The sequence below is a fragment of the Paracoccus zhouxuedongae genome (assembly GCF_041927815.1).
In the GTDB taxonomy this organism is placed as follows: domain Bacteria; phylum Pseudomonadota; class Alphaproteobacteria; order Rhodobacterales; family Rhodobacteraceae; genus Paracoccus.
In genome coordinates this window covers 34,340-57,067 of the sequence record NZ_JBHFHM010000003.1, presented here as the reverse complement: position 1 = coordinate 57,067, position 22,728 = coordinate 34,340, and the positions used below count along the sequence as shown (strand labels likewise).

Sequence of the window (22,728 nt, the reverse complement as noted above, 5' to 3'; positions counted from 1 at the left end):
TGAGCGGCAAGGGGGTGATGGGGCGCGGGCGGCACTGGCCGCCATTGGCACGACGGCCAGCCCCGATGGGTCAGTCTGAAAAGACGATCTGCGCCTTCATCGCCTGGCTGCGGTCGGACGCCAGCCGGAACGCGGTTTCGGCATCGGCCAGCGGCACCGAGTGGGTGATCAGCGCGCGCACGTCGATCAGCCGCTTCTGCATCAGCCCGACGCCGGTGGCGAATTCGGGGTGAAAGCGGAAGCTGCCGCGCAGGTCCAGTTCCTTTGCGGTGATCGCCATCATCGGAAGGCTCATGTCGCCGCCCAGCCCCAGCTGCAGGATCACCCCGCGCGGGCGCATCGCCGCGATGCCGGATGAGAGCGCGGCCGCCACGCCGGTGCATTCATAAAGCACGTCGAACGTGCCCTTGCCCGCTGCATAGGTGGCCAGCGCATCGGGGTCGGTGCCGGTGTTGATCACCCGATCCGCGCCCGCCTTGACCGCCAGCGACAAGGTGAAATCCGACAGGTCGGTGGCGACGATTTCCGCCGCACCGGCGCGGCGGGCCGCCAGGATCGACAGCACCCCGATCGGCCCGCAGCCGGTCACCAGCACCCGCTTGCCCAGCATCGTGCCCGCGCGCATGGTGGCGTGCAGGGTGACGGCGAGAGGCTCGGCCATGGCGGCCTCGGCGGGGGTCAGCCCGGTCGCATCGACGCATTGGCTGGCATCGGCCACCAGCGTTTCGCGGAACGCGCCCTGAATATGCGGAAACGGCATGGCGCTGCCGTAAAACCGCATGTTCAGGCAGTGGTTCGGCAGACCCTGATGGCAATAGTCGCAGCCCCCGCAGGGGCGGCTGGGCGACACCGCAACCAGTTGGCCGGGCTGAAAGCCGGTCACGCCGGCGCCCAGTGCGGTGACATAGGCCGACACCTCATGCCCCAGGATCATCGGTTCGCGCAGGCGGACGGCGCCGAAGCCGCCGTGGTTGTAGTAATGCAGATCCGACCCGCAGACCCCGCCGGTGGCCAGTCGCAGGGCGATCTGGCCGGGGCCGGGGGCCTCGTCCGGGCGGTCCTCGATGCGCAGATCGCGGGCGGCATGAATGACGATGGCTTTCATCACAGCACCGGCGTCGGCAGCGGCTGACCGGCGAAATGCGCGGTCAGGTTGTCGCGGACCAGCTTGCCCATGGCCTTGCGCGTTTCCACCGTGCCGCTGGCGTGGTGGGGTTGCAGCAGCACGTTGGGCAGGTCCAGGAAGCGCGGGTTCAGGCGCGGCTCGCCCTCGAACACGTCCAGCGCGGCGGATCCCAGCCGACCGCTTTCCAGCGCATCCAGCAGCGCGGCCTCATCGATATTCGAGGCGCGGCTGATATTGATCAGCATCCCCTCGGGGCCAAGCGCGTCGATGACCTGCGCGCCGACGATATGCCGCGTGGCCGCCGAGGCCGCCAGCGTGACGAACAGAAAGTCCGACCGTTCGGCCAGCGCAACAGGGTCAGCGATGAAATCCCAATCCGTCGCGTAATCCTTGGGCGCGGTCTCGGAATAGGCGATCTGCATGTCGAAACCGGCCAGACGCTTGGCGACCTCGAAGCCGATGCGGCCCAGGCCCAGCACCCCGGCGCGGCGGCCCCAGACCCGGCGTTGCAGCGGATACAGGCCCTTGGCCGCCCAGGAACCGTCGCGCACCCAGGTTTCGGCCCCGATCATGCCGCGCGACTGCACCAGCATCATCGCCACGCCCAGATCGGCCACGTCATTGGTCAGCACGTCCGGCGTGTTGGTCACCCGGATGCCGCGCGCCTTGCAGGCCGCCAGATCCACCGCGTCAAAGCCCACGCCATAGACGCTGACGATTTCCAGATTGGGGCAAGCCGCGATCATCGCCGCATCCGCCCCCAATTCGCCGCGCGTGGCAATGCCGCGCACCTTCGGCCCATGTTCAGCCAGAAAGGCGGCGCGGTCGGTGGCCTGAAACAGCTTGTGGCAATAAAAGGCCTGGTCCAGCGGACCTTGATCCCATTCGGGATAGGGACCGACTTGCAGGATATGCGGTTTGGTCATGGGTGCCTCTGACGCTGACTCGGGCTTGACGGCTTGTTATCGATAACATAACCATGGGTAACGGCCCTTGTCCATGGGGTTTTCAACGCGGGGGATGGCGATGAGGATGTTCGATCTGACCGGCAGGCGGGCACTGATCACCGGGTCGTCGCAGGGCATCGGTTTCGCCCTGGCGCAGGGGCTGGCGGCGGCGGGGGCGCAGGTGGTGCTGAACGGGCGCGACCGGGCCAAGCTGGAACAGGCCGCCGCGCGGCTGCCGGGGGCTGACATGCTGGCCTTTGACGCGACCGATCATGACGCCGTGCGCACCGCCATCGACGCCCATGAGGGCGCGGGCCAGCCCATCGACATCTTGGTGAACAATGCCGGCATGCAGCACCGCGCCCCGCTTGAGGATTTCCCGGCGGATGCCTTTGAACGCCTGCTGCAAACCAATATCGCCAGCGTGTTCCATGTCGGCCAGGCGGTCGCGCGGCACATGATCGGGCGCGGGCGCGGCAAGATCATCAACATTGCCAGCGTGCAAACCGCCTTGGCGCGCCCCGGAATCGCGCCCTATACGGCCACCAAGGGCGCGGTCGGCAACCTGACCAAGGGCATGGCGACGGATTGGGCCAGGCACGGGCTGAACGTCAACGCCATTGCGCCGGGCTATTTCGATACGCCGTTGAACGCTGCACTGGTCGCTGACCCCACGTTTTCGGCATGGCTGGAAAAGCGCACCCCTGCCGGACGCTGGGGCAAGGTCGAGGAATTGCAGGGCGCCTGCGTGTTCCTGTCATCCGACGCGGCCAGTTTCGTCAATGGCCATGTGCTTTTCGTCGACGGCGGGATCACGGCTTCGCTATGACCGCCCGGATCGTCATCATGGGGGTGTCGGGCTGCGGCAAATCCAGCATCGGCGCCGGGCTGTCGGCGCGGCTGGCGGTTCCCTATGTCGATGGCGACGACCTGCATCCCATTGAAAACGTGGACAAGATGCGCGCCGGGATCGCGCTGACCGATGACGACCGCTGGCCCTGGCTGGACCGGGTGGCGGCGGTGCTGGCGGCGGATGCGCCGGTCATCATCGGCTGCTCGGCGCTGCGGCGCGCCTATCGCGACCGCATCCGCGCGGGCGCGGGCGGGCCGGTTCGGTTCGTGCATCTGACGGGCAGCCGCGACATCATCGCCGCGCGGATGGCGGCACGCAGCGGGCACTATATGCCGCTGACCCTGCTGGACAGCCAGTTCGCCACGCTGGAGGCCCCGACCGAGGATGAGGCCGCGATCACCGTCGACATCGACCAGCCCCCGGCGGCGATGATCGACAAAATCCTGAACGCCCTGAAGGGAGACATGCCATGACCCAGACCGTTGCCCTGATCGGTGCGGGCGCCATGGGCGGCGCCATCGGCGCGCGGCTTTTGGCGACCGGCACCGCGCTGACCGTGTTCGACCTGGATGCCGAACGGTTGGCCGCCTTGGTGGCCAAGGGGGCCACGGCGGCGGCATCGGCGGCGCAGGCGGCCAAGGGCGCGCAGGCGGTGATCCTGTCGCTGAACGCGGCGCGGATCGTGCGGGCGGCGGTGTTCGGTCCGGATGGCGTGGCCGACGGCGCCGCGCCCGGCACGCTGGTGATCGACATGTCCTCGATCGACCCGGAATCGACCCGCGCCCTGGCGGCGGATGCGGCGGAACGTGGCCTGCACTGGATCGACAGCCCGCTGTCGGGTGGCATCCCCAAGGCCGCCACGGGTGAACTGACGCTGATGCAGGGCGGCGATGAACAGGCGGTTGCGCAGGCGCAGGCGGTGCTGGCCAGGGTCGCCTCGAACCAGACACGGATGGGCGGGCCGGGGGCCGGGCAGACCACCAAGCTGATCAATCAGGTGCTGTGCGGCCTGAACTTTCTGGCCGTGGCCGAGGCGACCGCCCTGGCCGAGGCGGCGGGCGTTGACGTGACCCGCATCCCGCAGGCGCTGCGCGGCGGGCGTGCCGACAGCGCCATCCTTCAGGAATACATGCCGCGCTTTGCGGCGCGCGATTACCGCCGCACCGGGCGCATCGACAACATGGTCAAGGATCTGAACGGCGCGCAGGATCTGGCGCGGCTGACCCACACCGCCATGCCGCTGACCGCGACCTGCGCCGAGGTCCACCGGATGCTGACCGCCGCCGGCCTGGGCGGCGAGGATCAGGCGGCCCTGATGGAATATTTCACCGGACCGCGAAAGGATCTGTCCGCATGATCACCCGCTTTGCCCTGTTTGAAGGCCAGGTTCACCCCGGCCAGGACGCCGCCTTTCGTCAGGCGGTGCTGGACGAGATCCTGCCCAAGTGGAAGGCCTTCCCCGGCGCCCTGTCGGTGCGCGTCACCTTTGCCGAAATGCGTGATGAAGGCGCGCCCGAGATCCCGATGATCCTGGCGATCAGCTATCCCGATCTGGCGACGGTCGATGCGGCGCTTGCCAGCCCGCAGCGCGCCGAGGCGAAGGCTGCCACCGATGCGGTGCTGGCGCGGTTCTTTACCGGGCGGATCCACCACCATGTCACCATCGCGCACGACTACGATCTGACCTGACGCCTGCGGGCGGGGCTGGATTTCGCGGCGGCGGGCCTTTACCACATTCCCATGAGCACGCCCCGCAAAGCCCCGATCATGGCCGACGTCGCCCGTCTTGCGGGGGTGTCGCCGATGACCGTCAGCCGGGCGTTCAAGCGCGACGCCTCGGTCAGTGATGCCACGCGCAGCGCGATCCTGAAGGCGGCCGACGAGCTGGGCTATGTCTTTGACAGCACGGCATCCAGCCTGCGGTCGCAGCGCACCGACTTCGTCGCCGTCACCATCCCCTCGATCAACAACGCTAACTTTGCCGATACGGTGCGCGGCCTGTCGGACGGGCTGAAGGCGCGCGGCTTGCAGATCCTGCTGGGGTCGACCGATTACGACATTGCCGAGGAAGAACGGCTGGTCGAACAGCTTTTGCGCCGCCGCCCCGAGGCGATTGTCGTCACCGGCGGGCGGCATACCGACCGCACGCGGCACCTGCTGGACAAGGCCGCGATCCCGGTGATCGAGACCTGGGATCTGCCCGCCCAGCCCATCGGCCATGTCGTCGGTTTTTCCAATGCCCAAGCGGTGCGCGCATTGGTCGATCACCTGATCGCGCGCGAGCTGCACCGCATCGCCTTTATCGGCGGTGATGCCGACCGCGACACCCGTGGCAGCGACCGCCGCGCGGGCTTCATCGCCGCGATGCAAACGCGCGGGCTGGACGCCAGCCGCCTGATCGCCGCCGGCACCCCGCCGATTTCCATGCGCGAAGGGGCCGATGCCATGGCGCGGCTGCTGACCGATCTGCCCGATACGCAGGCGGTCATCTGCGTGTCCGACCTGTCGGCCTTTGGCGCGCTGACCGAATGCCAGCGGCGGGGCATCGACGTGCCCGGCCAGATCGCCATCGCCGGTTTCGGCGATTACGAGATTGCGGGCATCGCCGTGCCGCCGCTGACCACGATCAACCCGTTCCCGCGCCAGATCGGTGAGCGCGCGGCGGAACTGATCCTGTCGATCCTGGACGGCGAACAGACCGGCCCGGCGCGCATCGCCATCGACCCGGAACTGCTGATCCGCCCCTCGACCGGATAGCAGAAGCGGGCCGGATAGCGAAAGGGGGCGGTCGCCCGCCCCCCCTGTGATCCTGCGCCCAGCCTTAGGGCTGCACGGCTTCAATCGCCTTGACCACCGCATCGCCATTCTGCGCGATGAACCCATCCCAGACCGGTTTGACGGCAGTCTGGAAGGCAGCGGCATCGACATCGGTGTTGACCTGCATCCCCTCGGCGGTCAGCGCCTCGATCATGCCGGCCTCTTTTTCCTGCGACAGCTTGCGCTGCATGGATACGGCTTCGGCGGCGACCTCGGTGATGACCTTCTGCTCCTCGGCGCTGAGGCCGTTGAACTTGGCGTCATTCATCACCAGCGCCAGCGCCGAATAGGCGTGCTGCGTCAGGCTGAGGTATTTCTGCACCTCGTTGAACTTGAACGACACGACGATGCCGATCGGGTGATCCTGCGCATCGACGACGCCGGTTTCCAGCGCGGTGTAAAGCTCGGCCACCGGAAGCTGCGTGGGGTTGGCGCCCAAAGCCGCGAACATGTCGTTCAGCGCCTTCGAGTTGTTGACCCGCATGTTCAGACCCTTGACGTCATCCGGCACCCGGATCGGACCGCGGTTGTTGGTCATGTTGCGATAGCCGTTTTCGGGATAGCCCAGCACCTTCATGCCATGCTGCGTGAACTGCGCCGACACGCCCTGGCCGACCTCGCCGTCCAGCACCTGATAGGCCAGATCACGGCTGGGGAACATGAAGGGCAGCTCGAACGCGCCGGCATCGGGGACCAGGCCGGTAAAGTTGTTCAACCCCGACATGGCGATGTCGATAATGCCCGACCGCACGCCGTCGATCATCGCCTGATCATTGCCCAGCTGGCCCTGCGGAAAGATCGTCACGGTGACCGACCCGTTGGTGCGCGCCTCGACCTGTTCCTTGAAGAACAGCGACAGATCCTGTTGCAGGTCGGTTTCCGGCGCGGCATGGGCCAGCTTCAGCGTGGTCTGCGCCTGCGCGGTCAGCGCGAACGCCGCGAAAGCCGCCGACAGGCCGATGGATTTCAGAATGGTCATGTGGTCCCCCCTTGGATGACGTGGATGCCTCAGCCGCCCAGCAGACGTGCCGGCACGGTGATGATTTGCGGAAAAGCGATGAACAGGCCCAGCAGCAGCGTGTAGGCCAGCAGGAACGGGGCGACGCCGCGCACCGCCTCGCTCATCTGAACCTTGCCGACGCCGCAGACGACGTTCAGCACGGTGCCGACCGGCGGCGTCAGCAGGCCGATGGAACAGTTCAGCACGAACATCAGCCCGAAATAGACTGGGTCGATCCCCGCCATCTTGACCACCGGCATGAACAGCGGCACCAGGATCAGCACGGTGGGCGACAGGTCCATGACCATGCCAACCGCCAACACGATCAGCATGATGACCAGCATCAGAAGGCGCGGGCTGTCGATTAAGGGTGCCAGCATCTGCGCCAGTTGCTGCGGCAATTGCGCGACGGTGATCAGCCAGGCGGCGACCATCGCGGCACCGACCAGGAACATCACCATGGCGGTGGCGCGACCGGCGGCAACCAGCACCTGAACCAGCATCGCCCAGGTCAGGCTGCGATAGACCAGCGCCGACACGGTGATGGCATAGACGGCGGCGACTACGGCGGCCTCGGTCGGGGTGAAGGCGCCGCTGCGGATGCCGCCGATGATGATCATCGGCAGCAGCAGCGCCCAGATGCCGTCCTTGAAGGCCGCCCACCGCTCGGCCCCGCTGGCACGGGGCAAGACAGCGATTTCCTCGCGCCGCATCAGGATCTGCCAGACGGTCATCAGCGTCAGGCCCATGATCAGGCCCGGCACGATCCCCGCCATGAACAGCTTGGCAATCGAGATGTTGCCCGCCACGCCGATCAGGATCAGCGGCAGGGACGGCGGAATGATCGGCGCGATGATCCCGCCCGAGGCCAGCAGCCCAAGGCTGCGCCCGGCCGGATAGCCCGCCGCCCGCATCATCGGATAAAGGATCGAGACGAGCGCGGCTGCGTCCGCCACCGCCGATCCCGACAGCCCCGCCAGCACGATCGAGGTGATGACGGCGACATAGCCCAACCCGCCGCGCCGATGCCCGACCAGCGACATCGCCAGCCGGACGATGCGTTCGGACAGGCCGCCCTTGGCCATGACCTCACCGGCAACCAGAAAGAACGGGATGGCCAGCAGGGGAAAGCTGTCGACGCCGTTGATCAGCCCCTGCGCCAGAATGTCGGCGCTGAACATGCCCATGTGCAGCATCAACACCATGGCCGACAACAGCAGCGCGAACGCCACCGGCAACCCGGCCAGGATGGCGATGAACAGGACGCCCAGGAACAGGATCAGGGTCATGGCGTCTGCCCCTCCACGGCCATCGGCCAGATCAGCCGCACCACCGCGATCACGCCCATCAGCACCGCCGACACCACCCCGGCCAGGTAAAACAGCGCCGAGGGCAGCCCCGTCAGCGGCGAGATATTGGCCCAGTTCGCCCGCGTCTGGTTCAGCGCCCCGATGAACAGCATCCCCACCGCGACGATCACCACGGTCCAGCACAGCCGCCGCAGCCACGGCACAGCGCGCGGCATCAGCTTTTCGGAAAACTCGGCCAGGGCCAGGTGTTCGCCCCGGCGCAGCACCACCGCCGCGCCCAGCATCACCACCCAGACAAACCACAGCCGCGCCAGCTCGACCGACTGCCGGATCCCCGAGGAAAACCCATAGCGCAGCACGACATTGGCAAAGACCAGCACGATCATCGCCGCCAAGAGCAGCGCGATCACGCCATCGATGACTGCCCAGAAACGTCTTGCCATCTGGTGCATCCGGCCCCTCCCCCGTTTCACCTGCACGACCTTAACATCGGTGAATGGTATCGATAACAATGCCCGAGTCAAGGCGCTTCTCTGTCGCAGTGCCGCGGGATGGGCTAGGCTGCGGTTCGGGGGTAAGAGGGCTGGGGGATGGCGATGATTGCGAATATTCTGGCGATTGCCGGGTCGGACCCGTCGGGTGGGGCGGGGATTCAGGCGGATATCAAGGCGATCTCGGCCAATGGCGGCTATGCGATGGCCGCGATCACCGCGCTGACGGTGCAGAATACGCAGGGCGTGCGCGCGGTCAGCCTGGTCGATCCGGGGCTGGTGGCCGATCAGATCGCGGCGATCCGCGACGACATTCGCATTGATGCGGTCAAGATCGGAATGCTGGGATCGGCACCGATCGCACAGGCGGTGGCGCGCGCGCTGAGGGGACTGGCGGCGCCCATCGTGCTGGACCCGGTGATGGTGGCGACCAGCGGCGACCGGCTGTTGGCGGATGACGCGGTGGCGGCGCTGCGCGGGCTGTTTCCGCAGGTCGCCCTGCTGACCCCCAACGTGCCCGAGGCCGCCGCCCTGCTGGGCACCGATCCGGCGCGTGATGTGGATCAGATGGCGGCGCAGGGCCGGGCGCTGACCGGGCTGGGGCTAGCGGCCGTGCTGATGAAGGGCGGGCATCTGCCGGGCAGCGATTGCACCGATCTGCTGGTGGGGGCGGATGGCAGCGTCACCCGCCTGGACGGCGCGCGCCATCCCACGCGCCACACCCATGGCACCGGCTGCACCCTGTCATCGGCGCTTGCCACGCATCTGGGGCGGGGCCTGCCGCTGGCGCAGGCGGCGGCGCGGGCCAAGGCCCATGTTGCCGTTGCCATTGCCGGGGCGGATGCGCTGGATGTGGGCAACGGGCGCGGCCCGACCCATCACTTTGCCGGGCTGCTGACATAGCGACGGGTTGCCGCGATCCAGTCGTCGCAGCGCCGGGCCGGGTCGGCGGCCTGCTGGATGTCGGTCACCACCGCCGCCGCATCGGCCCCCGCCGCAAAGACGCCGGGCAGCCGGTCGGGCACCAGCCCGCCGATGGCGACAAGCGGCAGATCACCGATCCGCCGCCGCCAATCGGCCAGCCGATCCAGCCCCTGCGGCGCCCAAGGCATCTGCTTCAGCAGTGTCGGATAGATCGGCCCCAAGGCGACATAGGCCGGGCACAGGGCCAGGGCGCGGGCCAGCTCATCCTCGTCATGGGTGGACAGGCCAAAGCGGACGCCCGCACGACGCAGCGCGGGAAAATCGGCGTCCTGCATATCCTCTTGCCCCAGATGCACGGCGTCGATGCGCAGATCCAGCGCCAGCCGCCAATCGTCATTCAGCACCAGTTGCGCGCCGTGGCGGGCGCAGCAATCGCGGGCGCGGATCGCCTGGGCGCGCAGGTCGGCGGGGTCGGCGCCCTTGACGCGCAACTGCACCAGACGCACCCCGCGCGGCACCAAGGCCTCAAGCGCGGCGGCGTCGCTGACGATCAGATAGAACGGGTCCAGCCGCATCAGCCCAGATCCGCCAGGCCCAGCACCGGGGTCGAGGCCACCGCCATGTCGCGCGCCCCGATCAGCCCCGCCTGCCGCGCCAGATCGCCCGCCGCGACGGCCAGGCCAAAGGCCCGCGCCATCGCCACCGGGTCTTTCGCCCGCGCCACCGCCGTATTCAGCAGCACCGCATCGAACCCCAGTTCCAGCGCCTGCGCCGCCTGGCTGGGCGCACCGATCCCCGCGTCGATCACCATGGTCACGCCAGGCAGGTGCGCCCGCAGGCTGCGCAGGGCCTGCACATGCCGCAGCCCCTGACCCGACCCGATCGGCGCGCCCCAGGGCATCAGCACCTTGCATCCGGCCTGCACAAGACGCTCGGCGACGATCAGATCCTCGGTCGTATAGGGAAAGACCTGAAAGCCGTCGGCGCACAGGATGCGCGCCGCCTCGACCAGGGCGAAGGGGTCTGGTTGCAGCGTGTCGGCATGGCCGATCACCTCAAGTTTGATCCACGGGGTGCCGAACACCTCGCGCGCCATCTGGGCCGTTGTGACGGCCTCGCGCACGGTGTGGCAACCGGCGGTGTTGGGCAGGATGCGGCAGCCGGTGGCGGCGAGCAGATCGCGGAAGCCGGCCCCGCCCGCGCCTTCGCGGCGCAGCGAGACGGTGATGATCTGCGCGCCCGATTCCGCGATCGCCTGCGACAGCACCGCGGGCGAGGGGTATTGCGCAGTGCCCAGCAGCAACCGGCTGGACGGGGTGAAGCCATAGAACATGTCAGCCCCCCTGCATCGGCGCCAGCACCTCGACCCGCGCGCCATCGTACAGACGGGCGGCGGCGCGGGCGTTGCGCGGCACGAAATCGCCATCCAGCGCGGTGGCGACCGAGGGCGCGTCAAAGCCCTGTTCCAGCAGCAGCGCCGCCAGATCGGCGGCCTTTGTCGTCACGCTATGGCCGTTCAGTTCAATGCGCATAGGCAATCCCCTTGTGCAGCGCAGCGACCAGATCGGCGGCCAGCACCGGCGCCATCAGAAAGCCGTGGCGATACATGCCATTCACATGGATGCGCCCCCCTTCATGGCGCAGCGCAGGCAGGTTGTCGGGAAAGGCGGGCCGCAGCCCCGCCGCCTTGGCGATCAGCCGGGCCTGACCAAAGGCCGGGTCGACCGTATAGGCGGCCGACAGCAGTTCCACCACGGCGCGGGCGGTGATCGGGCCGTCATCGTCGCTTTCCACCATCGTCGCGCCAATCAGGAACCGGCCCTGCCCGCGCGGCACGATGTAGCAGGGAAAGCGCGGATGCAGCAGCCGCACGGTGCGGGTCAGCCCCACATCGGGCGCGTCCACCAGCGCGGTTTCGCCGCGCACCGCCCGCAGATCAGGCAGCATGTCGCGCGCCGCCAGACCCCGGCAGTCGATCACCGTGGTCGCATCATCGGGCAGGTGATCCAGAAAGCCCACGCCGCGCGCGGCCAGCCCGGCGCGCAGCCCGTCCAGCGCCTCGGCGGGGTCAAGGTGCCCCTCCTCCGCGAAGAACAGGGCGCGGGCAAAGCGCCCGGCCAGGGCCGGCTCCAGATCACCTGGATCGACCCAGTGGTGGCCGGTGGTGTCGCGGGCAAAGCGGTCAAGCTCGGCCCCGTCGCGGGCAGGGGCGATGACCAGTGTGCCGCGCCCCTGAAAGCTGGCGGCGCGCGCGCGCCACCAATCCAGCGCGGCGCGGCCCCGGTCGGTGACGGCGGCGGGGGCGGTCTCACCCTCGCACCAGGGCGCGATCATGCCGCCCGCCAGCAACGAGACGGGCGCGACCCCGGCGGGCTGCACCACCCGCAGCCGGTGGCCCGCCTCGGCCAGGGCGGTGGCGGCGCAGAGGCCCGCGACCCCGGCCCCCAGCACGGTGATCATGGCTGATCCCCCTCAACCGGCAGATACAGCTCACCCGTCTGACGGAAGCGGTCGGCCATGTCGGCCATTCCCTGCTGACGCGCGGCCTCGGCCCGGATGTCGTGCGAGATGCGCATCGAACAGAACTTCGGCCCGCACATCGAACAGAAATGCGCGACCTTGTGCGCCTCGGCCGGCATGGTTTCGTCATGCATGGCGCGCGCGGTTTCGGGATCAAGGCCAAGGTTGAACTGGTCCTGCCAGCGGAAATCGAACCGCGCCCGCGACAGCGCGTCATCGCGGGCCTGCGCGCCCGGATGCCCCTTGGCCAGATCGGCGGCATGGGCGGCGATCTTGTAGGTGATGACGCCGGTCTTGACGTCATCGCGGTCGGGCAGGCCCAGATGCTCCTTGGGCGTGACATAGCACAGCATCGCGGTGCCGAACCAACCGATCATCGCCGCGCCAATGGCACTGGTGATGTGGTCATAGCCCGGCGCGATGTCGGTGGTCAGCGGCCCGAGCGTATAGAACGGCGCGTCATGGCAGTGCTTTTGCTGCTCATCCATGTTGGCCTTGATCTTGTGCATCGGCACATGGCCCGGCCCCTCGATCATCACCTGACAATCGCGCGCCCAGGCGATTTTCGTCAGCTCGCCCAAGGTGTGCAGTTCAGCGAATTGCGCGGCGTCATTGGCATCGGCAATGCTGCCGGGGCGCAGCCCGTCGCCCAGGCTGAAGCTGACGTCATAGGCGCGCATGATGTCGCAGATCTCGGCGAAGTGGTCATACAGAAAGCTCTCGCGGTGGTGGTGCAGGCACCACTTCGCCATGATGCTGCCGCCGCGCGACACGATGCCGGTGACGCGCGCCGCCGTCATCGGGATCATGTGCAGGCGCACGCCCGCGTGGATGGTGAAGTAATCGACCCCCTGTTCGGCCTGTTCGATCAACGTGTCGCGGAAGATCTCCCAGGTCAGACCCTCGGCCACGCCGCCGACCTTTTCCAGCGCCTGATACAGCGGCACCGTGCCGATCGGCACCGGCGCGTTGCGGATGATCCAGTCGCGGATGTTGTGGATGTTGCGCCCGGTCGACAGGTCCATCACCGTGTCGGCGCCCCAGCGGATCGCCCAAACCAGCTTTTCCACCTCATCCTCCATGCGTGAGGTGACGGCGGAATTGCCGATATTGGCGTTGATCTTGACCTTGAAGTTGCGGCCGATGACCATCGGCTCCAACTCGGGGTGGTTGATGTTGGCCGGGATGATGGCGCGGCCCGCCGCGATTTCGGCGCGCACGAAATCGGGCGTGACAAGATCGCCGTCGGTGCGCCCCTCATTCTCACGGATGGCCGCGAATTCCATTTCCGGGGTGATGATGCCTTGGCGGGCATAGGCCAGTTGCGTGACGGCGCGGTCGCCCACGGCGCGCAGCGGGCGGCGGCGGGTGGGAAAGGCGGGGGTTAGCCGGTCGCCGCTGGCAAAGCCGTTGTCGGCGGCGGTGACGGCGCGCCCATCATAGCCCGCCACATCGCCGCGCGCCTGCGCCCAGTCCAGCCGCACCGGATCCAGTCCGCGCGCAATGTCGATCCGCGCCGCCGGATCGGTATAGGGGCCGGAACTGTCATAGACCCCCAGTGGCGACTCGCCGGTCACGGCAATCTGACGCAGCGGCACCCGGACCGGGTGCAATTCGCCCGGCAGATAAACCTTGGTCGAGGCCGGTAGCGGCCCGGTGGTGATGGCGGGGATGGTGTCTTTCAAGGCGGCCTCCTCTTGCCGGGGCAAGCGGATGCGGGACGCGGATTGCGGGCCATGACCCCGCGCACAGGGCCAGATGGCCCGAAAGGACCACCCCGATATGATGTGGGGGGACTGCCCTTCGGTCTTCCTACGCCAGCATCAACTGGTTCAGGTTCAAAGGGTCGCGTCGCCGGAACCATGCGGTTCCCGTCTGCCTCTCAGTCCCCTTGGCGGGACTCCCCTGACGTGGGGACAGGTTAGGGGCAAAGCCGGTCGGGGGTCAAGCACCCGGTTCCGGGCCGCCCGAAACGCCGGTCGGCAGAAAGAAAAAGTCGCGGAAGCCCACCTGGATGGGCTGATAGCCAAGCCGCGCCAGCCAGGCGGTCGGGGCCTCGACCTCGCCCTTGGCGGGGCGCAGCTCCAGCCACAGCACCGGGCGGTCGCGGCGCAGGGTGCGCACCATGCCGCGCAGGGCGGGCATCTGCATCCCCTCGATATCGATCTTGATCGCCGTGACGGGGGCGTCGGTCACCACCTGGTCGATGGCCACCATCGCCACATCGCCACCCGGATCGGGACGAAAGCTGGCCATGCCGGTGTTCTCGGCATTCGACTGCGCCAGTCGCACATGGCCAGCCCTGGCCCCCACGGCAGCCTGATGGACGACCACATTGCTCAGCCCGTTCAGCGCGACCGTCTTGCGCAGGATGACGGCCATGCGGGGCTGCGGCTCGAACGCATGAACACGCCGCGCGCCCATGATCGCGGCGAAAAACACCGTGTGACTGCCGTGATTGGCCCCCAGATCAAGCACCACGCCGCCAGGCGCGGCCAGCCCGGCAAAGCGTTCCAGCAAGGGCGCCTCGTGCAGGCGGCCCATCAGCGCCGGGATCTGCATCTTGTCGGTCATCGCATCGGGAATGTGAAAGCGCAGCACACGCCCGCCATAGGGCACATCGGCCACCTTGTCCGGCCCAAGCGCGTCAAAACGGGCGCGCAGGCCGTGACGGTCGATGAAATCGGCAATCGGCCCCATGCCCCAGACGCGGCGCGGGGGCTGGCTGTCGGTCGTCATCCGCCGATCCGCCCCCGCACCCCGCCAGTCTGGGCGCGGTCCAGCAGCAGGTGATCCAGCACGACGCAGGCCGCCATCGCCTCGGCCACCGGCACCGCGCGGATGCCCACGCAGGGGTCGTGGCGGCCCTTGGTCACGATCTCGACCGCCTCGCCCGCCGCATTGATCGACCGGCGCGGCGTCAGGATGGAACTGGTCGGCTTGACCGAGAACCGCACCACGATGTCCTGCCCGGTCGAGATGCCGCCCAGAATGCCGCCCGCATGGTTCGACAGGAATTGCGGCCCGTCCGGCCCCATCACGATCTCATCGGCGTTTTCGGTGCCGGTCAGCGCGGCGGCGGCCATGCCCTCGCCGATCTCGACGCCCTTGACGGCGTTGATCGACATCATCGCGGCGGCAAGGTCGGTGTCCAGCTTGCCATAGATCGGCGCGCCAAGGCCGGGCGGGCAACCGGCGATCACCACCTCGATCGCGGCGCCGACGCTGTTATGGGCCTTGCGGATGGCGTGCAGGTAATCGGTCCAGTCGGCCACCGCGCCCGCATCGGGGATGAAGAAATCGTTGCGCGCGATCTGATCGGCGTCAAAGCGGCTGCGGTCAATGTGACGGTCGCCCATCTGGATCATGTAGCCGATGATCCGCAACCCCGGCACCAGATCGCCCAGCACCGCCCGCGCCACACCGCCCGCCGCCACCCGCGCCGCCGTTTCCCGCGCGCTGGACCGGCCACCGCCGCGATAATCGCGGAAGCCGTATTTCTGGTGATAGGTGATGTCGGCATGGCCGGGCCGGAAGGCCTGCGCAATCGCGCCGTAATCCCTGGACCGCTGGTCGGTATTCTCGATCATCAACTGGATCGGCGTGCCGGTGGTGCGCCCCTCGAACACGCCCGACAGGATGCGCACCTGATCAGGTTCTTGCCGCTGCGTGGTGACCGAGGACTGGCCGGGCCGCCGCGCATCCAGAAACGGCTGGATCATCGCCTCATCCAGCGCGACGCCGGGCGGGCAGCCATCGACCGTCGCCCCAAGGGCCGGGCCGTGGCTTTCCCCCCAGGTCGTCACCCGAAACACATGACCAAAGCTATTCAGGCTCATCGCGGCACTCCTTTGGCTCGGGATTACGCAAAGCGCGGCGGGATTGCCACCGCTTTACACGCCGTCGAACTGCCCCTCGAACAGCGCCGAGGACAGATAGCGTTCGCCCGAATCCGGCAGCACCACGACGATGGTCTTGCCCGCGTGATCCGGCATCGCCGCCAGCCGCAAGGCCACGGCCGCCGCCGCGCCACAGGAAATGCCGCACAGAATGCCTTCCTCACGCGCCAGCCGCAGGGCGGTGGCGATGGCGTCGTCATTGCTGACCTGCTGGATCTCGTCGATCAGGCCCATGTCCAGCACGCCCGGCACGAAACCCGCGCCGATGCCCTGGATCTTGTGCGGCCCGGGCTGGATCGGCTGACCGGCGCGCGCTTGGGTCAGAACCGGGCTGGCCTCGGGTTCGACGGCGACGACATGCACCGGCACGCCCTTGCCCTTCAGGAACCGTGACGTGCCGGTTATCGTGCCGCCGGTTCCGACACCCGCGACGAACAGATCCACCTTGCCGCCGGTATCCTCAAGGATTTCCGGCCCGGTGGTCCGTTCGTGAATGGCGGGGTTCGCCGGGTTCTGGAACTGCTGCAACAGCACTGCGCCGGTCTCGGCCGCGATTTCCTCGGCCTTGGCGATCGCGCCCTTCATGCCCTGCGCGCCGGGGGTCAGCACCAGCCTGGCGCCGTAAGCCAACAGCAACTTCCGCCGCTCGACGCTCATCGTGTCGGGCATGGTCAGGGTGATCGGATAGCCGCGCGCCGCCGCAACCATCGCCAAAGCGATGCCGGTATTGCCCGAGGTCGGCTCGACAATCGCCTGCCCCGGCGCCAGCACGCCACGCGCCTCGGCATCCCAGACCATCGCCGCGCCGATCCGGCACTTGACCGAATAGGCGGGGTTGCGCCCCTCGATCTTGGCCAGCACGGTCGCGCCCATGCCTTTGGTCATCCGGTTCAGCCGCACCAGCGGCGTGCGCCCGATCGTTGCCGCATTGTCGTCGAATATCGCCATGACCTGCCCTTCTTTCTTGTAAAAAATACGCACCTTGCAGCGACTGCCACAGGCGCTAGAGTAAACCCACCTCGGGGTGCCCGTCACGGGCTGAGATGCGATCCGCGCGAACCCGTTGAACCTGAACCGGTTCGCACCGGCGGAGGGAAGGTCTCGCGTTCATCGCCCCTGACCCCGCCTGTCGGCCATTGGAGGATGCGATGACCAAATCCCTGATGCTGGCGGGTTTTCTGGCCTCGGCCATGCCCGCCGTGGCGGAAACCCCCGTTTTCACCGTCTATGCGCCCGATTACTTCACCTCGGAATGGGGCCCCGGCCCGGCCATCGAAAAGGGGTTCGAGGCGACCTGTGGCTGTGATCTGCAATTCGTCACCGGCGACATCCTGCCCCGCTTGCAGCTTGAGGGCGACAAGACCGCCGCCGATGCCGTGATCGGGCTGAACACCGACGTCACCGCCCGCGCCCGCGCGCTTGGCCTGTTTGCCCCGCATGGCCAGGACAACAGCCGCCTGACCCTTCCGATCGACTGGGAGGACGACATCTTCCTGCCCTTCAACTGGGGGGAAACGGCCTTTGTGTATGACAAGACGAAACTGGCCAACCCACCGAAATCGTTTCAGGAATTGCTGGATGCGCCGGACAGCCTGAAGATCGTGATCCAGGATCCGCGCAGCTCGATCTCGGGTCTGGCGCTGCTGTTGTGGGTCAAGGCGGTCTATGGCGAAAAAGCCGAAGACGCCTGGCGCACGCTGGCCCCCAAGGTGCTGACGGTCACGAAAGGCTGGTCGGAATCCTATGGACTGTTCACCGAGGGCGAGGCCGATATGGTCCTGTCCTATACCACCTCGCCCGCCTATCACATCATCGCCGAAAAGGACGACACCAAGGCCGCCGCCATCTTCCCCGAAGGGCATTATTTCATGACCGAACTGGCCGCGCGTCTGTCGACCAGCGACCAGCCCGAACTGGGGCAGAAGTTCATGGATTACGTCATGTCCGACGATTTTCAGGGGATGATCGCCACCGCCAACTGGTCCTATCCGGCGCGCTTTGAACCGGGCAGCCTGCCCGAAGGCTTCGCCGCGCTGCCGCGCCCCGACAAGACCCTGTTCTATTCGGAAACCGAGGCCGAGGCCCTGCGGCAACCGGCGCTGGACGAATGGCTGCGCGCCTTCGGTCAGTAAACCCCTGGCCCGGCGCCCTGACCGCTGCGGCCTTGGCCGTGGCGGTTCTGGGCACGCTGGCCGCCGTCGCCTGGGCGGCGGGCGGGCTGTCGGGGCTGCGGCCCGGTGACTGGGCGGCGGTCCGCTTCACCCTGTGGCAGGCGGCCCTGTCGGCGGCGATTTCGGTCGTGCTGGCGGTGCCGGTGGCGCGCGCACTGGCGCGGCGGCGGTTTGTCGGACGCGGGCTGCTGGTCACGCTGCTGGGCGCGCCCTTCATCCTGCCGGTGATCGTGGCGATCATGGGGCTCATCGCGGTGTTTGGCCGCAATGGCATGGTCAACAGCGCCCTCGCCGTGCTTGGCCTGCCGGGGCTGACGATCTATGGCGCGCAGGGGGTGATCCTGGCGCATGTCTTCTTCAACCTTCCCCTGGCGGTGCGGCTGATCCTGCACGGCTGGCAGGCAATCCCGGCGGAAAGGCTCCGGCTTGCCGCCAGCCTTGGTTTCCGCCCCGCCGACAGCCTGCGCCATCTGGAGCTGCCGATGCTGCGCGCCACCCTGCCGGGGGTCTGGCTGGCGATCTTTCTGGTCTGCCTGACCTCATTCACCGTGGCCCTTGCGCTTGGCGGCGGGCCGCGCGCAAGCACCATCGAACTGGCGATCTATCAGGCCTTCCGTTTCGATTTCGACATGGGCCGCGCCGCCACGCTGGGGCTGATCCAGGTGGCGCTGTCGCTGGTCGCGCTTGCCATCTCGGCGCGGGTGACGATCCCGGCGGGCTTTGGCGCGGGGTTGGATCGGGCGCTGACGCCGGGCTTGATCGCGCCGAGGGGCTGGCGCCTCGCCGCCGACGGACTGGTCATCACGGCGGCGGCAGGGTTCCTGCTGGCGCCGCTCGCCATGGTGTTCGCGCGTGGTCTGCCCCGCCTGACCAGCCTGCCCGCGCCGGTGTGGGAATCCACCTGGCGGTCGGTCTGGATGGCGCTGACCTCGGCCGGGGTGACGCTAGTGCTGGCCCTGATCCTGGCGCTTGCCCTGGCGCAGGGCCGCCGCCGCTGGATTGAGGCCGCCGGGATGCTTCCCCTGGTCGCCAGCCCGCTGGTGCTGGGCACCGGCCTGTTCCTGATCCTGCGCCCCGTCGCCGCGCCCGCGACCTTGGCCCTGCCGGTGACGGTCGGGGTGAACGCGATCATGGCGCTGCCCTTTGCGCTGCGCACGCTGATCCCGGCTGCGCGGGCGCTGATGGCGGACTACGGACGGCTGGCCGACAGCCTGAACCTGACCGGCCTGGCGCGGCTGCGGCTGCTGGTGCTGCCCCGCCTGGCGCGCCCGCTTGGCTTTGCCGGCGGGCTGTCGGCGGCACTTGCAATGGGCGATCTGGGGGTGATCGCCTTGTTCTCGAACCCCGATCAGGCGACGCTGCCGCTGCGCATGTATCAGCTGATGAACGGCTATCGGATGGCCGATGCGGCGGGGGCGGCGGTGGTGCTGGTCTGCCTTGCCTTCGCGCTGTTCTGGGCCTTTGACCGCGGGGGGCGACTTGCCAATGGCGCTTGACAACCTGCTGATGCCGCAAGGGGATTTCAGCGTCACCTCCGTCCGAAAGGGTCCGCACATCCGTTGGTCGGCCCGCCCTTCGTCCCGTCACGGCCGTTGATTGCAGGAGGACGCCTTGCCACTGACACTTGACAATCTCTTGATCCGGCAAGGTGATTTCTCCCTTGCCGCCGATCTGAAGATACCAGTTGGGGCGCGGGTGGCCGTGATCGGGCCGTCCGGATCGGGCAAGTCGACACTGCTGAATGCCATCGCAGGCTTTCTGACGCCCCAGTCCGGGCGCATCCTGTTGGGCGGCGCCGACCTGACCGCGCAGCGCCCCGGCGACCGGCCGCTATCCATCCTGTTTCAGGATCAGAACCTGTTCCCGCACCTCACGGTCGCGCAGAATGTCGGTCTGGGCTTGCGTCCCGACCTGCGGCTGGACACCGCGCAAAGGGCCGATGTCGAAGCCGCGCTGGATCGCGTCGGTCTGTCCGGCATGGGGTCGCGCAAGCCTGCGCAACTGTCCGGCGGCCAGCAAAGCCGCGTCGCCCTGGCCCGGGTGTTGCTGCGCCGGCGGGGCCTGATCCTGCTGGATGAACCCTTTGCCGCGCTTGGCCCCGCACTGAAGGCCGAGATGCTGGCCTTGGTCGCGCAGATCGCCGACCAGACCAGCGCCACCCTGCTGATGGTCAGCCATGACCCTGACGACGCGCGCGCGATATGCCCGCTGACCGTCGTGATCGACGCGGGCCGCGCCACCCCCCCCGTCGACACCGCCGCATTGCTGGCCGACCCGCCCCCCGGCCTTGCCGCCTATCTCGGGCGCCCCGACGCGTAGGGGGGCCGTTGCGATACCACACTGTGTCACTTGCGGCCTTGTGTCCAGCATCGGTCGGAGGAACGCTGTATGTGCCAGTGTTTCATAGGCGCCGTGCATGTGTCGGTGGCGAAGGCCAGGCCAGAAGAAGGTTAGGCATTGCAAAACCCGCGACCGCCGAAGATTTGAAAGCGGCCCCGCGATTGCCCCAAGGTGACCGCCGAGGCCGAGACCATCATCGCCGCAGCCCAGCACAATACCTTGCTGCGACTTAACGGCACCCCTGCAATGCTGCAACATGGCCTTCCGCACCTCATCCAGCCCACGTCGCGTCAAACGCAGCAGCATCGCACCTCCCAGCCGCGCTGAGTCACGCAAGACCCTAACCCGGCAAGGCGCCCTGCCCACACCGCCTTCGACATCGACATCCCGCAACACCGAAGGCCAGTGTGCAAGCCCTGAACGATCGTCCGCCACTTTCACAGGCTGACTGTCCCCAATTCGGCCCGAAGCCAGTTCAGCAACAAAGCCGTCCTGCGCCAGACCAGCAACGCCCCGTTAAGCCATCTCCTGTTTCAGGGCGCGGAGTGCCTCCTCCAGTTCGGCAAACTTGGGGCGGATGTGGTGCGGCGTGCCTTGGCGACCGACCTCGATGCAGATGTTCGTCGCGTGGTTGTGCAGGTTCGCCACCATCACGTCCTTGATCAGCTTGTAGAAATGCGCGTCTTCCTCCGCCAGACTGCGAAGGCGCTGCGCGAAGGGCCCGACGAAGCCATAGGCCAGGAACACCCCAAGGAACGTCCCTACCAAGGCGCCACCGATCATCTTGCCCAGAATCTCGGGCGGCTGGTCGATAGCCGACATCGTCTTGATAACCCCCAGCACCGCTGCGACGATCCCCAATGCCGGCAGACCGTCAGCGACCGTTTGAAGCGCGTGACACGTATGCAGCGAGTGTTCGCGGTTCACCTCAAGCTGCTTGTCGATAACCTCTTCGACCTGATGCGGGTCGTCGTAATTCATCGAGGCGTTGCGCATCGTGTCGCAAATGATGTCCACCGCCTCGTGATCGGCCAGGATGCGCGGGTAGCGCTGAAAGATGGGCGAGCTTTCGGGTGCCTCGATATGTTCCTCCAGCCCGACCGGGTTCTGTCGCGCGATACGGATCAGCGAGAACATCAGGCAAAGAAGGTCGCGATAGTCATCGGGCCGCCATTTGGGGCCCTTGAAAACCTTGATCATGTCCTTGCCGGCCTTTCGCACGGTGGCCATTTCATTGCCGATCAGAAAGGTGCCGACCGCAGCACCGCCGATCATCATCATTTCATAAGGCAGCGAATGCAGGATCACATACAGCTTGCCGCCAGCAAGCGTGTAGCCGCCGAACACCATGACAAAGACGAAAACCAAGCCGATCATGCCAAGCATGTGTCACCCCCTGACCTGCGGAATACCGCGCGCCCGCTCATGGCAGCGCCGCCGTGGCCTGATCGCGCAGATGTGCGTTGCGACCAGCCAGCAAGACACTGAAACCATAGGCAATCTTTGGGTCGATATTGGCCATGATCGCCGCTGCCTGGTCGGGCTTCATCGCGCCCAGAAAGCCTGCCGCGAACTCGGGCGGCATTTCGGAAAACAGCGCGCCTGCATCCTTGGGCTTCATCGCCGCATAGACCGAGGTCAGTTGTGCGACATCGCCCTCGGCTGCGGTGTCCACGCGCGCGACCAGCGCGTCAAGCCGCTGCTCGGCCTGTTGCAGTTCAGCCAGCTGTGCTTCGATCTTCGCGCGGCCATCGACCACCGCCTGTTCGCGCGTGGCAATCGCCGCCTCGCGCGCTGCCAGATCAGCCTCGCGCTGCTTCAGCGCCGACAAAAGCGCCATGCCATCCTGTGATTCAGGTGCCGCGGCCCCCTCTTGCGCGGCCGCCAGACCGGCGAACAGGTTGATGGCGCCACCGACGGCCAGGCATGCGGCCAGCGCGGGCAGCAACAGGCGGGGCCGGGCGGGTTGCACTTTAGCCATGATAACCCTCGACAATCTGATCCAGCCCGGCATGGCGTTTGCGGACCACACGGGTGGCACGACGCTCGTCGTCGACATGCTGATACTGCGCTGCAGCCAGGCGCTCACCCGCCGCCTCGGCCTCGCGCGTCAGATGGGTCAGGCGCTGTTCGGCCGCTGCGGCCGTCGCCTGGGCTTGGTCCAGGGCGCGCTTCAGCTCATCCACTTGCAGCGACAGCACCGCGATGGCACCGCCCATCCCGTCCTCAAGCCGGTTCAACTGGCGAAGCCGTCGCGACAGGATCATGCAATAGGTCGCGGCGCCAAGCGCACCGACAGCCAGCAGAAAATCGGCGATCATTTGCATGAT

At 67.5% G+C, this 22,728-nt stretch carries 26 protein-coding genes and 1 riboswitch; of the genes, 10 read left to right on the top strand and 16 right to left on the bottom strand.

Features of this window, described 5'->3' with window-relative positions; translation table 11 throughout:
• Positions 1 to 70: 70 nt before the first annotated feature.
• Together ACEYYA_RS05030 and ACEYYA_RS05025 are read right to left on the bottom strand one after the other, a co-directional pair.
• Positions 71 to 1,105 (bottom strand): L-idonate 5-dehydrogenase, encoded by a 1,035-nt coding sequence (locus tag ACEYYA_RS05030; protein ID WP_374798242.1) that lies wholly within the window; start codon positions 1,103 to 1,105, stop codon positions 71 to 73.
• The gene (locus ACEYYA_RS05025; protein WP_374798240.1) at positions 1,105 to 2,052 is read right to left on the bottom strand and encodes a 2-hydroxyacid dehydrogenase; all 948 of its coding nucleotides are present in this window, start codon (positions 2,050 to 2,052) and stop codon (positions 1,105 to 1,107) included. Before ACEYYA_RS05025 ends, ACEYYA_RS05030 begins: the two co-directional genes overlap by 1 nt.
• 94 nt (positions 2,053 to 2,146) lie before the next feature.
• Here ACEYYA_RS05025 and ACEYYA_RS05020 point away from each other — a divergent pair, with 94 nt between their 5' ends.
• The 5 genes from ACEYYA_RS05020 to ACEYYA_RS05000 are packed head-to-tail and all read left to right on the top strand — an operon-like array spanning position 2,147 to position 5,683.
• Positions 2,147 to 2,902 (top strand): SDR family oxidoreductase, encoded by a 756-nt coding sequence (locus tag ACEYYA_RS05020; protein ID WP_374798238.1) that lies wholly within the window; start codon positions 2,147 to 2,149, stop codon positions 2,900 to 2,902.
• Positions 2,899 to 3,399 (top strand): gluconokinase, encoded by a 501-nt coding sequence (locus ACEYYA_RS05015; RefSeq protein WP_374798236.1) that lies wholly within the window; start codon positions 2,899 to 2,901, stop codon positions 3,397 to 3,399. Before ACEYYA_RS05020 ends, ACEYYA_RS05015 begins: the two co-directional genes overlap by 4 nt.
• Positions 3,396 to 4,283: an NAD(P)-dependent oxidoreductase gene (locus ACEYYA_RS05010; protein ID WP_374798235.1), complete on the top strand. Its 888-nt coding sequence runs from the start codon at positions 3,396 to 3,398 to the stop codon at positions 4,281 to 4,283. The genes ACEYYA_RS05015 and ACEYYA_RS05010 overlap by 4 nt, the downstream gene beginning before the upstream one ends.
• Positions 4,280 to 4,615, top strand: a complete 336-nt coding sequence (locus ACEYYA_RS05005; RefSeq protein ID WP_374798233.1) for a hypothetical protein — start codon at positions 4,280 to 4,282, stop codon at positions 4,613 to 4,615. The genes ACEYYA_RS05010 and ACEYYA_RS05005 overlap by 4 nt, the downstream gene beginning before the upstream one ends.
• Positions 4,616 to 4,666: 51 nt before the next feature.
• Entirely contained in the window at positions 4,667 to 5,683 is a 1,017-nt protein-coding gene (locus ACEYYA_RS05000; RefSeq protein ID WP_374798231.1) for a LacI family DNA-binding transcriptional regulator, read from the top strand.
• A 64-nt stretch (positions 5,684 to 5,747) separates the two neighbouring features.
• Here ACEYYA_RS05000 and ACEYYA_RS04995 read toward each other — a convergent pair whose 3' ends face one another.
• Genes ACEYYA_RS04995 through ACEYYA_RS04985 form a run of 3 tightly spaced genes read right to left on the bottom strand, consistent with a single transcriptional unit; the run spans position 5,748 to position 8,496 of the window.
• Positions 5,748 to 6,722, bottom strand: a complete 975-nt coding sequence (locus tag ACEYYA_RS04995; RefSeq protein ID WP_374798229.1) for a TRAP transporter substrate-binding protein — start codon at positions 6,720 to 6,722, stop codon at positions 5,748 to 5,750.
• Positions 6,723 to 6,751: 29 nt separating this feature from the next.
• Entirely contained in the window at positions 6,752 to 8,032 is a 1,281-nt protein-coding gene (locus ACEYYA_RS04990; protein ID WP_374798227.1) for a TRAP transporter large permease subunit, read from the bottom strand.
• Complete coding sequence (locus ACEYYA_RS04985; protein WP_374798225.1) at positions 8,029 to 8,496, bottom strand: TRAP transporter small permease subunit; 468 nt, start codon at positions 8,494 to 8,496, stop codon at positions 8,029 to 8,031. Before ACEYYA_RS04985 ends, ACEYYA_RS04990 begins: the two co-directional genes overlap by 4 nt.
• A gap of 153 nt (positions 8,497 to 8,649) precedes the next feature.
• On the opposite strand from ACEYYA_RS04985, the gene thiD reads away from it, so the two are divergent.
• Positions 8,650 to 9,447: a bifunctional hydroxymethylpyrimidine kinase/phosphomethylpyrimidine kinase gene (gene thiD, locus ACEYYA_RS04980; RefSeq protein ID WP_374798622.1), complete on the top strand. Its 798-nt coding sequence runs from the start codon at positions 8,650 to 8,652 to the stop codon at positions 9,445 to 9,447.
• Here the strand turns inward: thiD and ACEYYA_RS04975 are convergent.
• The 8 genes from ACEYYA_RS04975 to cysK all read right to left on the bottom strand — a co-directional run bounded on the left by ACEYYA_RS04975 (position 9,423) and on the right by cysK (position 16,835).
• Positions 9,423 to 10,043: a thiamine phosphate synthase gene (locus tag ACEYYA_RS04975; RefSeq protein ID WP_374798223.1), complete on the bottom strand. Its 621-nt coding sequence runs from the start codon at positions 10,041 to 10,043 to the stop codon at positions 9,423 to 9,425. The genes thiD and ACEYYA_RS04975 overlap by 25 nt on opposite strands.
• The gene (locus tag ACEYYA_RS04970) at positions 10,043 to 10,801 is read right to left on the bottom strand and encodes a thiazole synthase (protein WP_374798221.1); all 759 of its coding nucleotides are present in this window, start codon (positions 10,799 to 10,801) and stop codon (positions 10,043 to 10,045) included. Before ACEYYA_RS04970 ends, ACEYYA_RS04975 begins: the two co-directional genes overlap by 1 nt.
• 1 nt (position 10,802) lies before the next feature.
• Positions 10,803 to 11,000, bottom strand: coding sequence for a sulfur carrier protein ThiS (gene thiS / locus ACEYYA_RS04965; protein WP_374798219.1), 198 nt, complete (start codon positions 10,998 to 11,000; stop codon positions 10,803 to 10,805).
• Entirely contained in the window at positions 10,990 to 11,928 is a 939-nt protein-coding gene (locus tag ACEYYA_RS04960) for an FAD-dependent oxidoreductase (RefSeq protein ID WP_374798217.1), read from the bottom strand. The genes thiS and ACEYYA_RS04960 overlap by 11 nt, the downstream gene beginning before the upstream one ends.
• Positions 11,925 to 13,673, bottom strand: a complete 1,749-nt coding sequence (gene thiC, locus ACEYYA_RS04955) for a phosphomethylpyrimidine synthase ThiC (RefSeq protein ID WP_374798215.1) — start codon at positions 13,671 to 13,673, stop codon at positions 11,925 to 11,927. The genes ACEYYA_RS04960 and thiC overlap by 4 nt, the downstream gene beginning before the upstream one ends.
• Before the next feature lie 259 nt (positions 13,674 to 13,932).
• Positions 13,933 to 14,727 carry an FkbM family methyltransferase gene (locus ACEYYA_RS04950; RefSeq protein WP_374798213.1) on the bottom strand — a complete coding sequence of 265 codons (795 nt, stop codon included), beginning with the start codon at positions 14,725 to 14,727 and terminating at the stop codon, positions 13,933 to 13,935.
• The gene (gene aroC / locus ACEYYA_RS04945) at positions 14,724 to 15,827 is read right to left on the bottom strand and encodes a chorismate synthase (protein WP_374798211.1); all 1,104 of its coding nucleotides are present in this window, start codon (positions 15,825 to 15,827) and stop codon (positions 14,724 to 14,726) included. The genes ACEYYA_RS04950 and aroC overlap by 4 nt, the downstream gene beginning before the upstream one ends.
• 54 nt (positions 15,828 to 15,881) lie before the next feature.
• Complete coding sequence (gene cysK / locus ACEYYA_RS04940; protein WP_374798209.1) at positions 15,882 to 16,835, bottom strand: cysteine synthase A; 954 nt, start codon at positions 16,833 to 16,835, stop codon at positions 15,882 to 15,884.
• Between the two features lie 62 nt (positions 16,836 to 16,897).
• Positions 16,898 to 17,000: riboswitch (TPP riboswitch) on the top strand.
• Positions 17,001 to 17,035: 35 nt separating this feature from the next.
• On the opposite strand from cysK, the gene thiB reads away from it, so the two are divergent.
• The 4 genes from thiB (at position 17,036) to ACEYYA_RS04920 (ending at position 20,725) form a co-directional block, all read left to right on the top strand.
• Positions 17,036 to 18,019: a thiamine ABC transporter substrate binding subunit gene (gene thiB / locus ACEYYA_RS04935; RefSeq protein WP_374798207.1), complete on the top strand. Its 984-nt coding sequence runs from the start codon at positions 17,036 to 17,038 to the stop codon at positions 18,017 to 18,019.
• Entirely contained in the window at positions 17,995 to 19,554 is a 1,560-nt protein-coding gene (locus tag ACEYYA_RS04930) for a thiamine/thiamine pyrophosphate ABC transporter permease ThiP (RefSeq protein ID WP_374798205.1), read from the top strand. The genes thiB and ACEYYA_RS04930 overlap by 25 nt, the downstream gene beginning before the upstream one ends.
• Before the next feature lie 115 nt (positions 19,555 to 19,669).
• Complete coding sequence (locus ACEYYA_RS04925) at positions 19,670 to 20,377, top strand: thiamine ABC transporter ATP-binding protein (protein WP_374798203.1); 708 nt, start codon at positions 19,670 to 19,672, stop codon at positions 20,375 to 20,377.
• Positions 20,378 to 20,569: 192 nt separating this feature from the next.
• Positions 20,570 to 20,725, top strand: coding sequence for a hypothetical protein (locus ACEYYA_RS04920; RefSeq protein WP_374798201.1), 156 nt, complete (start codon positions 20,570 to 20,572; stop codon positions 20,723 to 20,725).
• Between the two features lie 189 nt (positions 20,726 to 20,914).
• On the opposite strand, the gene motA is transcribed toward ACEYYA_RS04920, so the two are convergent.
• The 3 genes from motA to ACEYYA_RS04905 are packed head-to-tail and all read right to left on the bottom strand — an operon-like array spanning position 20,915 to position 22,725.
• The gene (gene motA / locus ACEYYA_RS04915) at positions 20,915 to 21,784 is read right to left on the bottom strand and encodes a flagellar motor stator protein MotA (protein WP_374798199.1); all 870 of its coding nucleotides are present in this window, start codon (positions 21,782 to 21,784) and stop codon (positions 20,915 to 20,917) included.
• Between the two features lie 37 nt (positions 21,785 to 21,821).
• Entirely contained in the window at positions 21,822 to 22,379 is a 558-nt protein-coding gene (locus ACEYYA_RS04910) for a MotE family protein (RefSeq protein WP_374798197.1), read from the bottom strand.
• The gene (locus ACEYYA_RS04905; protein ID WP_374798195.1) at positions 22,372 to 22,725 is read right to left on the bottom strand and encodes a hypothetical protein; all 354 of its coding nucleotides are present in this window, start codon (positions 22,723 to 22,725) and stop codon (positions 22,372 to 22,374) included. Before ACEYYA_RS04905 ends, ACEYYA_RS04910 begins: the two co-directional genes overlap by 8 nt.
• Between the last annotated feature and the right edge of the window lie 3 nt (positions 22,726 to 22,728).

Bases quoted from the DNA above. Each gene is read 5' to 3' on its own strand.
- ACEYYA_RS05025 (WP_374798240.1), bottom strand. From the start codon at position 2,052: ATGACCAAACCGCATATCCTGCAAGTCGGTCCCTATCCCGAATGGGAT.
- aroC (WP_374798211.1), bottom strand. From the start codon at position 15,827: ATGAGCCTGAATAGCTTTGGTCATGTGTTTCGGGTGACGACCTGGGGG.
- thiB (WP_374798207.1), top strand. From the start codon at position 17,036: ATGACCAAATCCCTGATGCTGGCGGGTTTTCTGGCCTCGGCCATGCCC.
- ACEYYA_RS05005 (WP_374798233.1), top strand. From the start codon at position 4,280: ATGATCACCCGCTTTGCCCTGTTTGAAGGCCAGGTTCACCCCGGCCAG.
- ACEYYA_RS05010 (WP_374798235.1), top strand. From the start codon at position 3,396: ATGACCCAGACCGTTGCCCTGATCGGTGCGGGCGCCATGGGCGGCGCC.
- thiD (WP_374798622.1), top strand. From the start codon at position 8,650: ATGATTGCGAATATTCTGGCGATTGCCGGGTCGGACCCGTCGGGTGGG.
- ACEYYA_RS04910 (WP_374798197.1), bottom strand. From the start codon at position 22,379: ATGGCTAAAGTGCAACCCGCCCGGCCCCGCCTGTTGCTGCCCGCGCTG.
- ACEYYA_RS05015 (WP_374798236.1), top strand. From the start codon at position 2,899: ATGACCGCCCGGATCGTCATCATGGGGGTGTCGGGCTGCGGCAAATCC.
- ACEYYA_RS04995 (WP_374798229.1), bottom strand. From the start codon at position 6,722: ATGACCATTCTGAAATCCATCGGCCTGTCGGCGGCTTTCGCGGCGTTC.
- ACEYYA_RS04970 (WP_374798221.1), bottom strand. From the start codon at position 10,801: ATGTTCTATGGCTTCACCCCGTCCAGCCGGTTGCTGCTGGGCACTGCG.
- ACEYYA_RS05020 (WP_374798238.1), top strand. From the start codon at position 2,147: ATGGCGATGAGGATGTTCGATCTGACCGGCAGGCGGGCACTGATCACC.
- ACEYYA_RS04990 (WP_374798227.1), bottom strand. From the start codon at position 8,032: ATGACCCTGATCCTGTTCCTGGGCGTCCTGTTCATCGCCATCCTGGCC.
- ACEYYA_RS04950 (WP_374798213.1), bottom strand. From the start codon at position 14,727: ATGACGACCGACAGCCAGCCCCCGCGCCGCGTCTGGGGCATGGGGCCG.
- ACEYYA_RS05030 (WP_374798242.1), bottom strand. From the start codon at position 1,105: ATGAAAGCCATCGTCATTCATGCCGCCCGCGATCTGCGCATCGAGGAC.
- thiS (WP_374798219.1), bottom strand. From the start codon at position 11,000: ATGCGCATTGAACTGAACGGCCATAGCGTGACGACAAAGGCCGCCGAT.
- ACEYYA_RS04930 (WP_374798205.1), top strand. From the start codon at position 17,995: ATGGCTGCGCGCCTTCGGTCAGTAAACCCCTGGCCCGGCGCCCTGACC.
- motA (WP_374798199.1), bottom strand. From the start codon at position 21,784: ATGCTTGGCATGATCGGCTTGGTTTTCGTCTTTGTCATGGTGTTCGGC.
- ACEYYA_RS04905 (WP_374798195.1), bottom strand. From the start codon at position 22,725: ATGCAAATGATCGCCGATTTTCTGCTGGCTGTCGGTGCGCTTGGCGCC.
- ACEYYA_RS04975 (WP_374798223.1), bottom strand. From the start codon at position 10,043: ATGCGGCTGGACCCGTTCTATCTGATCGTCAGCGACGCCGCCGCGCTT.
- ACEYYA_RS05000 (WP_374798231.1), top strand. From the start codon at position 4,667: ATGAGCACGCCCCGCAAAGCCCCGATCATGGCCGACGTCGCCCGTCTT.
- cysK (WP_374798209.1), bottom strand. From the start codon at position 16,835: ATGGCGATATTCGACGACAATGCGGCAACGATCGGGCGCACGCCGCTG.
- ACEYYA_RS04960 (WP_374798217.1), bottom strand. From the start codon at position 11,928: ATGATCACCGTGCTGGGGGCCGGGGTCGCGGGCCTCTGCGCCGCCACC.
- ACEYYA_RS04985 (WP_374798225.1), bottom strand. From the start codon at position 8,496: ATGGCAAGACGTTTCTGGGCAGTCATCGATGGCGTGATCGCGCTGCTC.